The organism is Pseudomonas delhiensis (genome assembly GCF_900187975.1).
GTDB classification, from domain to species: domain Bacteria; phylum Pseudomonadota; class Gammaproteobacteria; order Pseudomonadales; family Pseudomonadaceae; genus Pseudomonas; species Pseudomonas delhiensis.
Window position 1 is genome coordinate 187,604 of sequence record NZ_FZPC01000002.1, and the last position, 13,941, is coordinate 201,544.

The window sequence follows — 13,941 nt, forward strand, 5'->3', positions numbered from 1 at the left end:
GGAGACGGGCCTGCCGCCGGCTTTCAGGTAACAGGCCGGTTACAGGGGCCCCGGCTTGCGCCGGCTCACGCCTGGCGGGCGTTGCCCAGCAGCTGGCCCATGCGCACCGGGCTGCCGGCGGCCAGTTGTTCGGCCCAGGCGACCTGCTCGGGGCCGAACAGCACGATGGCGGTGGAGCCCAGCTTGAAGCGCCCCAGTTCCGCGCCTTTTTCCAGCTGGATGGGCTGGCGGGCCGCTTCGTCGTAGGCGAAGGCCTTCAGCTCGCGCCTGGGCGGGGTAACCAGGCCGGCCCACACGGTTTCCACCGAGGCCACGATCATCGCGCCCACCAGCACCACGGCCATGGGGCCGCGTTCGGTGTCGAACAGGCAGACCACGCGCTCGTTGCGGGCGAACAGCTCCGGTACCTGCTCGGCGGTGAGCTGGTTCACCGAGAACAGCCGGCCGGGCACGTAGACCATCTCGCGCAGGGTGCCGGCCAGCGGCATGTGCACGCGGTGGTAGTCCTTCGGCGAGAGGTAGACGGTGGCGAAGCTGCCGCCCATGAAGGGCGCGGCGCGCTCGGCGTCGCCGCCCAGCAGCTCGCTCAGGCTGAAGCTGTGGCCCTTGGCCTGGAAGATGCGCCCGTGCTCGATGGGGCCGAGCTGGCTGATGGCGCCGTCGGCCGGGCAGAGCACGCCGCCGGGCGTCTCGTCCAGCGGCCGCGCGCCCTCCTTGAGGGCGCGGGTGAAGAAGGCGTTGAAGTGCTCGTAGGCCTGCAGGTCTTCCACCAGCGCCTCGCGCATGTCGACCTGGTAGCGGCGGGCGAACCAGCCGATCAGGCGGTTCTTGAACCAGGCGGCGCGGCATTCGGCCGCGCAGCCGACCAGGCGCGACAGCAGATGGTGCGGCAGCAGGTACTGGCCGAGGATGAACAGACGATCTTTGAACGACATTCCTTAAACCTCTACGGGGGTGTCGGGGTGGTTGCCCCATTCCGACCAGGAGCCGGCGTAGCCCTTGACCCGCGGGTAGCCGAGGGCCTTGGCCACCAGGTAGGTGAAGCCGGAACGGTGGTGGGTCTGGCAGTGGGTGATCACTTCCTTGTCCGGGGTGATGCCCAGGTCGCGGAGGATCTGCGCCATGTCGGTGCGGATGCGCAGGGCGCGGGCCGGGTCCATGCCGGCGGTCCACTCGAAGTTGACCGCGCCGGGGACGTGCCCGCCCTTGGCCGCCAGCACCTTCTGGCCGCTGTATTCGCTGGGGTTGCGCGCATCCCAGACGGCCAGGTCGGCGGCGCCCAGGCGGCTCTGCAGGTATTCGCGGGTGGCGGTGGGCTCGTCGTGCAGCGTCAGCGGCAGCGGGCCGCCGGCTGGCGCCGGGACGTCGCGGCTCAGCTCGCGGCCTTCGGCCAGCCAGGCGTGCAGGCCGCCGTCCAGGTAGTGGTAGTGCGGGTGGCCGATGACGTCCAGCAGCCAGATGAAGCGCCCGGCCCAGCCGCCGCCTTCGTCGTCGTACACCACGTACACGGCGCCCGGGTCGTGCCCCAGTTCGCCGAACAGCGCCTCCAGGTCGGCCTTGGCCGGCAGCAGGCCGGGCGCCGGCGGCTGGCCCCACTGGGTGCGCGCGGGGGCGACGAAGCGGGCGCCGGGCAGGTGGCCCTCGGCGTAGCGCGCCGGGCTGGTCAGGTCGACCAGGATCAGCTCGGGGGCGTCGAGGCGGGCGGCCAGCTCGGCCGGTTCTATCACCAGGGGCAGGTCGGAAAAGGCGGACATGTCGGCATCTCCCTGAAGGCGGGTGTCGTGGGACGGGATGGCGTGAGCTGGCGCCCTGGGCTACCCGCGAAACCCCGCAGTTTAACGAAAAAGCGCGGGGCGCTGGCGGGCAATCGCTTCAGGGCGTGTCACTGGGCCGGCGCCGCGCCGAATTGCTGCAGGGCGCGCTCGATGCACTGGCAGGTCTTGTCGAAGGCCTGCCCCTGGACCTCGCCGATGGGGTGGCCGTGGCGGTCGGCCACCACCAGCATCACCACGCGCTGGCCGCGGGCCAGGGAGCGCAGCAGCAGGTGGTCGCCGGGCAGCGCCGCCTTCAGGCGGCCGGGCAGCAGCGCGGAGTACTCGGCCATGTTGGCCGGGGTCAGGTGCAGGCGCGCCGGGCGTTCCAGCAGGCGGCGCAGCAACTGGCTGGCGGCCACCGGCAGCTGCAGGTTCTGCTCCGCCGGGGCCAGGCCGAAGCTGCGGCGGGCCTGCAGCAGGTTCTGCTGGCGGTCGGCGAGCAGCAGCACGGCGCGGTCCAGGCCGCAGGCGTGCAGGGCTTCGGCCGCGCATTCCAGCAGGGGCGCCAGGTTGCCGAACGGGCTGGGCGCGCGCAGCAGTTCGGCGCACAGCCGGCGCCATTGCCCGGGGTTGCCGGCGGCGGGGGCGGGGGTGGCCGCCGCGGGGGCGTGCCGCGGCTGCCAGCGCTGGCTGTCCCAGGGCCAGAGCAGCGCCTGGGCCGGGTGCCAGTAGCGGGCGTCGGCGTCGCGCCGGGCGCTCTCCACGGCCAGGGTGTGGACCTGTTGCTGCAGCGCCTCCAGCGGCTCCTGCAGGTAGAGCGCGGTGAGCCGCTGCCAGCGCAGCATGTGCGGCCCGCCCCAGGACTGGTGCGCGGCCATCGCCAGGCTGTTGGCCAGGAGGATGGTGTTGGCCGGGCGGGTCAGCCAGCGCGCCAGCTCGGGGTCGGCGTCCAGGCGCTGCTGCTGGGCCAGCGGTTCGCTTTCGGCGTGGGCCAGGTGCAGGGCGCGGACCAGCAGTTCATGGTCCTCGCCGAGCAGGCGCAGGCCCTGGCCGATCCACTCCGGCAGGCGCCAGCGCTCGGCCAGGGCCGCGCACAGCGGCAGCAGGCGCATGCCCAGCAGTTCCTGTTCCACCTCGGCGCTGGCGCGGCCTTCGCCGAGCACCTGCTGCTGCCATTCTTCGAGCAGCTCCGGGCGTGCCGTGGCCAGCGCCCAGACCGGCGCCAGGATCAGCAGGCTGCCCCAGTGGATTTCCTGCCACAGGCGCGCCAGGCGGCTGGCGAACAGGCCGCTGGCCTGGTGCATGGCGTGGCGGCTGATCAGCAGCATCTGCCCCAGGGCCGGCGGCATCTGCGCGGCGGGCACGCTGGGCAGGCTCTCCAGCAGGGCCGTGGCGCGCACCAGGCCGAGGCGGCTGAGGGCCACCTCCAGGCTTTCCGCCGGGTTGTCCCGGGCCATGCGCGCGCGGTTGGCTTCGCGCAGGATGGCCAGGGCCAGGGTCGGGCAGTCCTGCAGCAGGTCGGCGATGTCGCGCAGGGACCGGCGGTTGTCCGCCAGGGCGCGGCGCACGCGCTCGTGCTGTTCGGCGGGCACCGGCAGCGGCAATTCCTCCAGCAACTGGAGCCAGGAGGCGAGGCGCTGCGGGTCGGGTGTCTGGATGGGCATGCTTGGGCCGCCGAACTGGTTTTTACAATTTGCAGCCTATAGTCTTGCGCGGTTTCTCCGATAACAAGAGGGCGGCGCATATTGGCGCCCCCGTCCCGTCCACCGTTCCAGTCGACTCTTCAATGGCAAAAATCATCGGCATCATTGTCCTGCTGGGCAGCGTCCTCGGCGGCTACCTGCTCTCCGGCGGCAAGATCATGGCCATCGTGCAGCCCTTCGAAGTGCTGATCATCGGCGGTGCCGCGCTGGGCGCCTTCCTCCAGGCGAACCCCGGCAGCACCTTCATGACGGTGCTGAAGAAGGCGCCGAAGATGTTCAGCAACCGCTTCACCCACGTCTTCTACCTGGAAGTGCTGGGCATGCTCTACGAGATCCTCAACAAGAGCCGCCGCGAGGGCATGATGGCCATCGAGGCCGACCTCGAGGAACCCGCCTCCAGCCCGATCTTCAGCAAGTACCCGGCGGTGCTGAAGGACGAGCGCATGACCGCCTACATCTGCGACTACCTGCGCATCATGTCCTCCGGCAACATGGCCCCCCACGAGCTGGAGGGCCTGTTCGACATGGAGCTGGGCAGCCTCAAGGAGGACTTCGAGCATCCGTCCCACGCGGTCACCCGCGTCGCCGACGCGCTGCCCGGCTTCGGTATCGTCGCCGCGGTGCTGGGCATCGTGATCACCATGGCCCTGCTCGGCCAGGGCAGCCAGGCGGAGATCGGCCACCACGTGGCCGCCGCGCTGGTCGGTACCTTCCTCGGTATCCTCGCCGCCTACGGTTTCGTCGGCCCGCTGTCCAACGCCCTGGAGCACGACGCCAAGGAAGAGCTGAACCTCTACGAGGCGATCAAGGCCTGCCTGGTGGCCTCGGCCTCGGGCATGCCGCCGTCGCTGGCGGTGGAGTTCGGCCGCAAGGTGCTGCTGCCGGCGCACCGCCCCAGCTTCTCCGAGCTTGAGCAGGCAGTGCGCGGGCGCTAAGCGATGGACAACAACCAGCCGATCATCGTCAAGCGCGTCAAGCGCTACGCCGCCGGGCACCACGGCGGCTCCTGGAAGATCGCCTTCGCCGACTTCGCCACGGCGATGATGGCGTTCTTCCTGGTGCTGTGGCTGCTGTCCTCGGCCACGCCGGAGCAGAAGAAGGCGATCTCCGGCTACTTCCAGGACCCCATCGGCTTCACCGAGAGCGCCAGCCCCTACGTGATCGACCTCGGCGGCACCCCGACGCCGGCCCCGGACAAGACCCTCAACCCGCAGATCCAGGCACAGCCGGAGGCGGACGAGACGCGCATCAGCCCGGAGTCGGAGAAGGAGGTCAACCCCGCCGAGGCCGAGCGCCAGGCCGAGCAGATCGAGCACGAGCGCCTCGAGCTGCTGCTCCAGGAACTGCAGAACAAGGTCGACGAGAACCCCACGCTGCGCCGCTTCAAGGACCAGATCCTGTTCGAGATCACCCGCGACGGCCTGCGCATCCAGATCGTCGACGCCGAGAACCGGCCGATGTTCGACCTCGGCAGCGCGCGCCTGCAGCCGTACTTCGAGGACATCCTGCTGGCCATGGCCGAGACCATCAAGCAGGTGCCGAACAAGATCAGCATCAGCGGCCACACCGACGCCAAGCCCTACGCCGGCGACGAGTTCGGCAACTGGGAGCTGTCGGCCAACCGCGCCAACGCCGCGCGCCGCGCCCTGGTGGCCGGCGGCTACCCGGAAGAGCAGATCGCCCGGGTGGTGGGCTACGCCTCGTCGCAGCTGTTCGACCGCAAGAACCCGCTGAACCCGGTGAACCGGCGCATCGACATCATCGTCCTGACCAAGCGCGCGCAACGCGCCATCGAGGGCCAGGACGGCACGGCCGAGGAGCCGGCGGCCAGCCAGCCGGCCACGCCGCCGGCCGGCGCCGCACCGGCGCCCCAGGGCAGCGCGCCGGCGCCTGCGTCCCAGCCGTTGCCGGCCGGGCAGGTGCGCGAGAAGCTCAACCTGTTCGACGACGGCAAGCTGAAGCTGGACGAGCTGAAGAAGCAGTGAGGCGCGCCCCGATGATCTGACGTGGGTGTCAGATCATCGGCCTGGTTCAGTAGTCCGTTTCCGGAAGGCTGGCGAGAATGTGCCGGTAGCTGGCCATGCGCTGCGGGCTGATGCGGCCGTCCTCCAGCGCCTGGAGCAGTGCGCAGCCCGGCTCGCGGTCGTGCTTGCAGTCGCGGAAGCGGCAATGCCCGAGCAGGTCGCGGAACTCGATGAAGCCGGCCTCGACGTCGTCGCGGGTGACGTGGCCCAGGCCGAACTCGCGGATGCCGGGGGAGTCGATCAGGTCGCCGCCGGCGGGGAAGTGGAACAGCCGCGCCGTGGTGGTGGTGTGGGTGCCCTTGCCGGTCACCTCGGAAAGATCGCCGACACGGGTGTCCACCCCCGGCAGCAGGGCGTTGACCAGCGACGACTTGCCCACCCCGGACTGGCCGACGAACACGCTGACGTGGTCGTTCAGCGCCGCGCGCAGGGCGTCCATGGCCAGGCCGTTGAAGGCCGAGACCTCCAGCAGCGGGTAGCCCAGGTCGCGGTAGGTGCCCAGCAGCGCGTCGATCGGCCCGGCGTTCTGCTCGTCGATCAGGTCGGCCTTGTTCAGCAGCAGCAGCGGCTGGATGCCGGCGTGCTCGGCGGCGATCAGGTAGCGGTCGATCAGGTTGGCGTGGGGTTCCGGGCGCGGGGCGAAGACGATGACGATGCGGTCGACGTTGGCCGCCACCGGCTTGAGCAGGCCGCGCATGTCCGGGCGGCACAGCTCGGAGGTGCGCAGCAGCTGCGCGACTATCACGCCGATGCCCTGGTTGCCCGGGCGCCAGACCACGCGGTCGCCGGTCACCAGCGGCGGCAGGTTGGCGCGCAGGTGGCAGCGCAGCACCTCGCCGGCGTGCTCGCCTTCCAGCGCCTCGACTTCCACCTGGACGCCGAAGTGGGCGATCACCAGGCCGTTCTGCTCCGGCCCCAGGTCGCCGCCTTCCAGCTCCTCCAGGGCGCGTGACTCGCGCTTGGCGGCGCGCGCGGCGCGCTCTTCCTGGATCTTTTCGATGCGCCAGCTCTGCCGGCGGGTGAGATGACGCTTGGCCATAGGCAACCCGAGTGAAAAATCGCCGGCGAGTTTAGCATGCCCCGGCGCGCTTCCCGCTAAACTAGGGGGCTTGAGCCGAGGAGCGCAGCATGCAGAACCCACAGAACCTGATCTGGATCGACCTGGAGATGACCGGCCTGGACCCGGACCGGGACCTGATCATCGAAATGGCCACCATCGTCACCGACAGCGAGCTGAACATTCTCGCGGAAGGCCCGGTGATCGCCGTGCACCAGAGCGAGGAGACCCTCGCCGGCATGGACGAGTGGAACACCCGCCAGCACGGCCAGTCGGGCCTGACCCAGCGCGTGCGCGAAAGCACCATCGACGCCGCCCAGGCCGAGGCCATGACCCTGGCCTTCCTGGAGAAGTGGGTGCCCAAGCGCGCCTCGCCGATCTGCGGCAACAGCATCTGCCAGGACCGCCGCTTCCTCTATAGGCACATGCCGAAGCTGGAAGCCTGGTTCCACTACCGCAACCTCGACGTCTCCACCCTCAAGGAACTGGCCGCCCGCTGGGCTCCGCAGGTGCGCGACGGCTTCAAGAAGGGCAATACCCACCTGGCGCTGGACGATATCCGTGAGTCCATCGCCGAGCTGCGCTATTACCGCGAGACCTTCATCAAGGTTTGAACCCTCGCTTTTCGTAGGAGCGAGCTTGCTCGCGAACGGGGTTTCCAGGCGGCTTAGGTATTTCGGCTTGGCTCCGCTCCCTCTCTCCAGCCCTCTCCCTGAAGGGAGAGGGAGCTTGTCCGTGCCGACGGAGAGTATGGCGCTCGCCGGCTGCCTCCGTTGTTACCGGCTGACTCAGGAGCATCCGAATACTCCGAACGGTCCCCTCTCCCTTCAGGGAGAGGGTTAGGGAGAGGGCGCTCTTCAGGGCGAGCTCCGAACCCAACCGGCAGAACCCCTACCGCTCCACCCCATGCCGCCGCAGCGCCCACTCCACATGCTCGCGCACCAACTCCGACGGAAACTCCCGCCGCGCCTTCAGCGCCTCGACCACCGGGATGCTGGTCGGCGCGTTGCCCAGGCCCACCGCCAGGTTGCGCAGCCAGCGCTCGTAGCCGGCGCGGCGTAGCGGCGAGCCTTCGGTGCGGCTGAGGAATTCTTCCTCGCTCCACAGGAACAGCTCGGCCAGCCCGGCGTTGTCCAGGCCGTGGCGGGGCTGGAAGTCGCCCTGCTCGGTGGGCCGGGCGAAGCGGTTCCAGGGGCAGACGATCTGGCAGTCGTCGCAGCCGAACACCCGGTTGCCCATGGGCGCGCGCAGTTCCTCGGGGATCGGGCCCTTCAGCTCGATGGTCAGGTAGGAGATGCAGCGCCGCGCGTCCAGCACGTAGGGACCGACGAAGGCGTTGGTCGGGCAGATGTCCAGGCAGGCGCTGCAGCGCCCGCAGTGCTCGCTGCCGTGGGGCTCGTCCAGGGGCAGCGGCAGGTCGGTGAACAGCTCGCCGAGGAAGAAGTAGCTGCCGGCCTTGCGGTTGAGCAGCAGGGTGTTCTTGCCGATCCAGCCGAGCCCGGCCTGTTCGCCGATGGCCTTTTCCAGCACCGGCGCGCTGTCGACGAAGGCGCGGTAGCCGAACGGCCCGACTTCCGCCTGGATGCGCTCGGCCAGCTGCTGCAGGCGCTTGCGCACCAGCTTGTGGTAGTCGCGGCCCAGGGCGTAGCGCGACACGTAGGCCTTCTCCGGCTCGGCCAGGCGCTGCGCCATGCGCGTGTCGCCGGGCAGGTAGTCCATGCGCAGCGAGACCACCCGCAGGGTGCCGGGCACCAGCTCGTCCGGGCGCCAGCGCTTGCTGCCGTGGGCGCCCATGTAGTCCATCTCGCCCTGGTAGCCGGCGGCCAGCCAGCGCTGCAGGTGCTCGCCGTGGCTTTCCAGGTCCAGCCCGCCGATGCCCACCTGCTGGAAGCCCAGCTCGCGGCCCCAGGCCTTGATGCGCTCGGCGATGGTGCTGTAGTCGGAAGTGGAATCGTGCATGTGGGGGCGGGAAAGCGGGACCGGGGTAGGTATAATTCTGCCAGACCGCGCCGACCGGCGCCCGATTCCCCGCGGAAACCCGATGAATTCGCACCCTCACGACAGCCTGCCGACCGCGCTGTACAGCGCCCGGCAGGTGCGCGACCTCGACGCGCGCCTGATCGCCGCCGGCACCCCCGGCTTCGAACTCATGCAGCGCGCCGCCCACGCGGCCTGGCGCGCCCTGCGCCGGCGCTGGCCGGACGCCGGGCGCCTGACGGTGCTGGCCGGGCACGGCAACAACGCCGGCGACGGCTACCTGGTCGCCGCCCTGGCCCGGCGCGCCGGCTGGAACGTGCGCGTGCTGGCGGTGGGCGATACCGCGCGGCTGGCCGGCGACGCCGCCTCGGCCCATGCCGAGGCCCTGGCCGCCGGCGTGACCATCCTGCCCTGGCACGAACACGCCGAACTGCATGGCGTGCTGGTGGATGCGCTGCTCGGCACCGGCCTCGGCGGCACGGTGCGCGACCCGTACGCGGCGGCCATCGCCCGCATCAACGCCAGCGGCCTGCCGGTGCTGGCCATCGACATCCCCTCCGGCCTCGACGCCGACACCGGCCAGGTGCTGGGCTGCGCGGTGCGCGCCGACCTGACCGTGACCTTCATCGGCCTCAAGTTCGGCCTGTTCACCGCCGAAGGCCCGGACCAGTGCGGCGAGCTGGCCTTCGACAGCCTGGACGCCGACCCCGCGCAACTGCCCGGGGAGGCCCAGGCCACGCGCCTGGCGCCGACCAGCCTGGCGCACCTGGCGCCGCGGCCGAAGGCGGCGCACAAGGGGCTGTTCGGCCACCTGCTGCTGATCGGCGGCGACCACGGCATGGGCGGCGCCAGCCTGCTGGCCGGCGAGGCGGCCCTGCGCAGCGGCGCCGGGCTGGTCTCCGTCGCCACCCGCGCGGCCCACGTGCCGGCGGCGCTGGCGCGCTGCCCGGAACTGATGACCCGCGGCGTGTCCTCCTCCGCCGAGGTGCTGCGCGCCGCCGAGCGCGCCAGCGTGCTGGTGGTCGGCCCCGGCATCGGCCGCAACGCCTGGGGCCGCTGCCTGGCCAGCGCCGCGGCCAGCCTGGCGCTGCCCCAGGTATGGGACGCCGATGCGCTCAACCTGCTGGCGGAGGGCCAGGTGCAGCGCCCGTCGGGCAGCCTGGTGATCACCCCGCATCCCGCCGAGGCGGCGCGCCTGCTGGGCCGCTCCACCGCCGAGGTGCAGGCCGACCGGGCCGCCGCCGCGCGCGAGCTGGCCAGCCGCTACCAGGCGGTGGCCGTGCTCAAGGGCGTCGGCAGCCTGGTGGCCGCGCCGGACGGGCGTCTGGCGCTATGCTCCCATGGTCACCCGGCCATGGCCACCGCCGGGCTGGGCGACGTGCTGTCCGGCGTTGTCGGCGCGTTGCTGGCGCAGAAACTCGAGCCCTTCGACGCCGCCTGTCTGGCCGTCTGGCTGCATGCCCGCGCCGGCGAGGCGCTCGGCGCGCAGGGGCGGGGGCTCGCGGCCAGCGACCTGATTCCTGCCGTTCGTCAGTTGCTCGAGGAGTTCGCCCCATGCCTGAACTGAAGCTGTTCGCCGACGGCGAGGAGGCCATGTACGCCCTGGGGGCGAGGATCGCCCAGGCCACCGGCGGGCGCGGGGTGATCTACCTGCACGGCGACCTCGGCGCCGGCAAGACCACGCTCTCGCGCGGCATTCTGCGCGGCCTGGGCCACGCCGGGGCGGTGAAGAGCCCGACCTTCACCCTGGTCGAACCCTACGAGCTGGGCGAGGTGCGCGCCTTCCATTTCGATCTGTACCGCCTGGCCGACCCCGAGGAGCTGGAATATCTGGGCATCCGCGACTACTTCGAAGGCGACGCCCTGTGCCTGATCGAGTGGGCAGAAAGGGGCACGGGCATTTTGCCAAAGGCCGACCTGGACATTACCATTACTCCGCAAGCGGGCGGCCGCATGCTGCGCCTGGAACCGCACGGAGTGCGGGGCGAAGCCTGGTGCGCCGTCCTGGCTACGGGAGCATGAGAAAAAACATGGGTTGGGGGTTGCGCCTTCGGGCGCTGTTGGCCGGGTTGTTCATCCTGCTGGCGCTGGGCGCCGGCGAGGTTCTTGCCGCCGCGCAAATCACGCAGATCAAGAGCGTGCGCCTGTGGCGCGCGCCGGACAACACGCGCCTGGTGTTCGACCTGTCCGGCCCGGTGCAGCACAGCCTGTTCACCCTCAGCGCGCCGAACCGCATCGTCATCGACCTCAACGGCGCGCAGCTGAGCACCGCGCTGAACCAGCTCAAGCTGAAGAACACCCCCATCACCGCTGTGCGCTCGGCCCAGCGTTCGCCCACCGACCTGCGCCTGGTGCTGGACCTGTCCGCCCAGGTGACGCCCAAGAGCTTCGTCCTGCCGCCCAACCAGCAGTACGGCAACCGCCTGGTGGTGGACCTGTACGACCAGGGTGCGGACATCACCCCCGACGTGCCCGCCACGCCCACGCCGAACCGGCCGGCCACCCCGGTGACGCCGACGCAGCCGGTGGCCAAGGCGCCGGTGCCGGCCGGCGGCAAGCGCGACATCATCATCGCCATCGACGCCGGCCACGGCGGCGAGGACCCGGGCGCCTCCGGCCCCAGCGGCCTGCACGAGAAGAACATCACCCTGTCCATCGCCCGCGAGCTGCAACGGCAGATCAACCAGATGAAGGGCTTCCGCGCCGAGCTGACGCGCACCGGCGACTATTTCATCCCGCTGCGCGGGCGCACCGCCATCGCGCGCAAGAAGGGCGCCGACCTGTTCGTCTCCATCCACGCCGACGCCGCGCCCAGCCGCAGCGCCTTCGGCGCCTCGGTGTTCGCCCTCTCCGACCGCGGCGCCACCTCCGAGACCGCGCGCTGGCTGGCCGACAGCGAGAACCGTTCCGACCTGATCGGCGGCGACGGCAGCGTCAGCCTGGACGACAAGGACCACATGCTCGCCGGCGTGCTGCTCGACCTGTCGATGACCGCCACCATGTCCTCCAGCCTGGACGTCGGCCACAAGGTGCTGACCAACGTCGGCCGCGTCACCTCGCTGCACAAGAGCCGCGTGGAACAGGCCGGCTTCATGGTGCTGAAGTCGCCGGACATCCCGTCGATCCTGGTGGAGACCGGCTTCATCTCCAACCCCGGCGAGTCGCGCAAGCTCAACACCGCCTCGCACCAGCAGGCCCTGGCGCGCTCGATCGCCGCGGGCGTGCGCCAGTACTTCGTGCAGACGCCGCCGCCGGGCACCTACATCGCCTCGCTGCGCGACGGCGGGCAGCTTTCCAGCGGGCCGCGGCAGCACGTGGTGCGCGCCGGCGAGAGCCTGTCGATGATCGCCGCGCGCTATGACGTGAGCATGGCCACCCTGCGCAGCACCAACAACCTGAAGACCGATAGCGTGCGCATCGGCCAGGTGCTGAACATCCCCGCGACTTCCCTGGCGGCGCAGCAATGAACGAAGCACGTCGCATCCAGCTGCTAAGCCCGCGGCTGGCCAACCAGATCGCCGCCGGCGAGGTGGTCGAGCGCCCGGCCTCGGTGATCAAGGAACTGCTGGAGAACTGCCTGGACGCCGGCGCCAGGCGCATCGACGTCGAGGTGGAACAGGGCGGCATCAAGCTGCTGCGGGTGCGCGACGACGGCGGCGGCATCCCCGCCGACGACCTGCCGCTGGCCCTGGCGCGCCACGCCACCAGCAAGATCCGCGAGCTGGAAGACCTCGAGGCGGTGATGAGCCTGGGCTTCCGCGGCGAGGCCCTGGCCTCCATCAGTTCGGTCTCGCGGCTGACCATGACCTCGCGCACCGCCGACGCCGAGCAGGCCTGGCAGGTGGAGACCGAGGGCCGCGACATGCAGCCGCGGGTGCAGCCGGCGGCGCATCCGGTGGGCACCAGCGTCGAGGTCCGCGACCTGTTCTTCAACACCCCGGCGCGGCGCAAGTTCCTGCGTGCCGAGAAGACCGAGTTCGACCACCTGCAGGAAGTCATCAAGCGCCTGGCCCTGGCCCGCTTCGACGTGGCCTTCCACCTGCGCCACAACGGCAAGACCATCTTCAGCCTGCATGAGGCCGGCGACGAAGTGGCCCGCGCGCGCCGAGTCGGCGCCGTGTGCGGCCCGGCCTTCCTCGAGCAGGCGCTGCCCATCGAGATCGAGCGCAACGGCCTGCACCTGTGGGGCTGGGTCGGCCTGCCGACCTTCTCCCGCAGCCAGCCGGACCTGCAGTACTTCTACGTCAACGGCCGCATGGTGCGCGACAAGCTGGTCGCCCACGCGGTGCGCCAGGCCTACCGCGACGTGCTCTACAACGGCCGCCACCCGACCTTCGTGCTGTTCCTGGAGGTCGACCCGGCGACGGTGGACGTCAACGTGCACCCGACCAAGCACGAGGTGCGCTTCCGCGACAGCCGCATGGTCCACGACTTCCTCTACGGCACCCTGCACCGGGCGCTCGCCGAGGTGCGTCCGGACGACCAGCTGGCGCCGCCGGGGGCCACCACCCTGACCGTGCCGCGCCCCACCGGGCAGGCCGCCGGGGAGTTCGGCCCGCAGGGCGAGATGAGCCTGTCCGAGAAGGTCCTGGAGGCGCCGGCCGCGGCGCGTACCTGGAGCGGCTCCGGAGGCTCCTCCGGCGGCGCTGGCGGCTATTCCTACCAGCCGCCGCGCCAGGACCTGCCGCCCGCCGCCGAGGTCCAGGGCGCGTACCGCAGCTATTTCGCGCCGCTGCCGGAGCAGTCCGCGCCGCAGCCGCTGCCCGAGAGCGCCCAGGACGTCCCGCCGCTGGGCTATGCCCTGGCCCAGCTCAAGGGCATCTACATCCTCGCCGAGAACGCCCACGGCCTGGTGCTGGTGGACATGCATGCGGCACATGAGCGCATCACCTACGAGCGCCTGAAGATCGCCATGGACAGCGAGGGCCTGCGCGGCCAGCCGCTGCTGGTGCCGGAGTCGATCGCCGTCAGCGAGCGCGAGGCCGACTGCGCCGAAGAGCACTCGGCCTGGTTCAGCCGGCTGGGCTTCGAGCTGCAGCGCCTCGGCCCGGAAACCCTGGCGATCCGCCAGGTCCCGGCGTTGCTCAAGCAGGCCGAGGCGACCCAGCTGGTGCGCGACGTGCTCGCCGACCTGCTGGAGTACGGCACCAGCGACCGCATCCAGGCGCACCTCAACGAGCTGCTCGGGACCATGGCCTGCCACGGCGCGGTGCGCGCCAACCGGCGCCTGACGCTGCCGGAGATGAACGCCCTGCTGCGCGACATGGAAATCACCGAGCGCAGCGGCCAGTGCAACCACGGCCGGCCCACCTGGACGCAGCTGGGCCTGGACGAGCTGGACAAACTCTTCCTGCGCGGGCGTTGAAATAAAGCCAGCGTTAAGCCAAGTGCAGTAAACTGCGCGCCAATCGATTCAGCGCGCGCTT

The 13,941-nt window shown here is 70.8% G+C and carries 12 protein-coding genes; 7 read left to right on the plus strand and 5 right to left on the minus strand.

The features are described from left to right. Nucleotides 1-65: 65 nt before the first annotated feature. From asd to CHC02_RS02710, 3 genes are all read right to left on the minus strand, one after another. On the minus strand, nucleotides 66-935 hold the full coding sequence (gene asd / locus CHC02_RS02700; protein WP_089389980.1) for an archaetidylserine decarboxylase: 870 nt from the start codon (nucleotides 933-935) through the stop codon (nucleotides 66-68). A gap of 3 nt (nucleotides 936-938) precedes the next feature. After that, nucleotides 939-1,754, minus strand: a complete 816-nt coding sequence (gene rhdA, locus CHC02_RS02705; RefSeq protein WP_089389981.1) for a thiosulfate sulfurtransferase — start codon at nucleotides 1,752-1,754, stop codon at nucleotides 939-941. 128 nt (nucleotides 1,755-1,882) lie between these two features. Next, a complete protein-coding gene (locus CHC02_RS02710) occupies nucleotides 1,883-3,418 on the minus strand; it encodes an HDOD domain-containing protein (protein ID WP_089389982.1) in 1,536 nt (511 codons plus the stop codon). A gap of 122 nt (nucleotides 3,419-3,540) precedes the next feature. On the opposite strand from CHC02_RS02710, the gene motA reads away from it, so the two are divergent. Both motA and motB read left to right on the plus strand, forming a co-directional pair. Further along, nucleotides 3,541-4,392 carry a flagellar motor stator protein MotA gene (gene motA / locus CHC02_RS02715; RefSeq protein WP_043268576.1) on the plus strand — a complete coding sequence of 284 codons (852 nt, stop codon included), beginning with the start codon at nucleotides 3,541-3,543 and terminating at the stop codon, nucleotides 4,390-4,392. 3 nt (nucleotides 4,393-4,395) lie between these two features. Then, nucleotides 4,396-5,442: a flagellar motor protein MotB gene (gene motB, locus CHC02_RS02720; protein WP_089389983.1), complete on the plus strand. Its 1,047-nt coding sequence runs from the start codon at nucleotides 4,396-4,398 to the stop codon at nucleotides 5,440-5,442. A gap of 46 nt (nucleotides 5,443-5,488) precedes the next feature. Here motB and rsgA read toward each other — a convergent pair whose 3' ends face one another. Next, a complete protein-coding gene (gene rsgA, locus CHC02_RS02725; RefSeq protein WP_089389984.1) occupies nucleotides 5,489-6,520 on the minus strand; it encodes a small ribosomal subunit biogenesis GTPase RsgA in 1,032 nt (343 codons plus the stop codon). Nucleotides 6,521-6,609: 89 nt separating this feature from the next. Between rsgA and orn the strand changes: the two genes are divergently transcribed. Further along, nucleotides 6,610-7,152: an oligoribonuclease gene (gene orn / locus CHC02_RS02730; protein WP_089389985.1), complete on the plus strand. Its 543-nt coding sequence runs from the start codon at nucleotides 6,610-6,612 to the stop codon at nucleotides 7,150-7,152. A 277-nt stretch (nucleotides 7,153-7,429) separates the two neighbouring features. Here orn and queG read toward each other — a convergent pair whose 3' ends face one another. Further along, nucleotides 7,430-8,497 (minus strand): tRNA epoxyqueuosine(34) reductase QueG, encoded by a 1,068-nt coding sequence (gene queG / locus CHC02_RS02735; RefSeq protein ID WP_089389986.1) that lies wholly within the window; start codon nucleotides 8,495-8,497, stop codon nucleotides 7,430-7,432. A gap of 82 nt (nucleotides 8,498-8,579) precedes the next feature. Here queG and CHC02_RS02740 point away from each other — a divergent pair, with 82 nt between their 5' ends. Genes CHC02_RS02740 through mutL form a run of 4 tightly spaced genes read left to right on the plus strand, consistent with a single transcriptional unit; the run spans nucleotide 8,580 to nucleotide 13,880 of the window. Beyond that, complete coding sequence (locus CHC02_RS02740) at nucleotides 8,580-10,082, plus strand: NAD(P)H-hydrate dehydratase (RefSeq protein WP_089389987.1); 1,503 nt, start codon at nucleotides 8,580-8,582, stop codon at nucleotides 10,080-10,082. Then, nucleotides 10,070-10,537, plus strand: a complete 468-nt coding sequence (gene tsaE, locus CHC02_RS02745; protein ID WP_089389988.1) for a tRNA (adenosine(37)-N6)-threonylcarbamoyltransferase complex ATPase subunit type 1 TsaE — start codon at nucleotides 10,070-10,072, stop codon at nucleotides 10,535-10,537. The genes CHC02_RS02740 and tsaE overlap by 13 nt, the downstream gene beginning before the upstream one ends. An 8-nt stretch (nucleotides 10,538-10,545) precedes the next feature. Further along, nucleotides 10,546-11,982, plus strand: coding sequence for an N-acetylmuramoyl-L-alanine amidase AmiB (gene amiB / locus CHC02_RS02750; protein ID WP_089389989.1), 1,437 nt, complete (start codon nucleotides 10,546-10,548; stop codon nucleotides 11,980-11,982). Beyond that, nucleotides 11,979-13,880: a DNA mismatch repair endonuclease MutL gene (mutL, locus tag CHC02_RS02755; RefSeq protein WP_089389990.1), complete on the plus strand. Its 1,902-nt coding sequence runs from the start codon at nucleotides 11,979-11,981 to the stop codon at nucleotides 13,878-13,880. The genes amiB and mutL overlap by 4 nt, the downstream gene beginning before the upstream one ends. Nucleotides 13,881-13,941 lie beyond the last annotated feature (61 nt).

What these genes read in the sequence shown, in the direction of transcription:
- asd (WP_089389980.1), bottom strand. Translation starts at nt 935, where the DNA reads ATGTCGTTCAAAGATCGTCTGTTCATCCTCGGCCAGTACCTGCTGCCG.
- rhdA (WP_089389981.1), bottom strand. Translation starts at nt 1,754, where the DNA reads ATGTCCGCCTTTTCCGACCTGCCCCTGGTGATAGAACCGGCCGAGCTG.
- CHC02_RS02710 (WP_089389982.1), bottom strand. Translation starts at nt 3,418, where the DNA reads ATGCCCATCCAGACACCCGACCCGCAGCGCCTCGCCTCCTGGCTCCAG.
- motA (WP_043268576.1), top strand. Translation starts at nt 3,541, where the DNA reads ATGGCAAAAATCATCGGCATCATTGTCCTGCTGGGCAGCGTCCTCGGC.
- motB (WP_089389983.1), top strand. Translation starts at nt 4,396, where the DNA reads ATGGACAACAACCAGCCGATCATCGTCAAGCGCGTCAAGCGCTACGCC.
- rsgA (WP_089389984.1), bottom strand. Translation starts at nt 6,520, where the DNA reads ATGGCCAAGCGTCATCTCACCCGCCGGCAGAGCTGGCGCATCGAAAAG.
- orn (WP_089389985.1), top strand. Translation starts at nt 6,610, where the DNA reads ATGCAGAACCCACAGAACCTGATCTGGATCGACCTGGAGATGACCGGC.
- queG (WP_089389986.1), bottom strand. Translation starts at nt 8,497, where the DNA reads ATGCACGATTCCACTTCCGACTACAGCACCATCGCCGAGCGCATCAAG.
- CHC02_RS02740 (WP_089389987.1), top strand. Translation starts at nt 8,580, where the DNA reads ATGAATTCGCACCCTCACGACAGCCTGCCGACCGCGCTGTACAGCGCC.
- tsaE (WP_089389988.1), top strand. Translation starts at nt 10,070, where the DNA reads ATGCCTGAACTGAAGCTGTTCGCCGACGGCGAGGAGGCCATGTACGCC.
- amiB (WP_089389989.1), top strand. Translation starts at nt 10,546, where the DNA reads ATGGGTTGGGGGTTGCGCCTTCGGGCGCTGTTGGCCGGGTTGTTCATC.
- mutL (WP_089389990.1), top strand. Translation starts at nt 11,979, where the DNA reads ATGAACGAAGCACGTCGCATCCAGCTGCTAAGCCCGCGGCTGGCCAAC.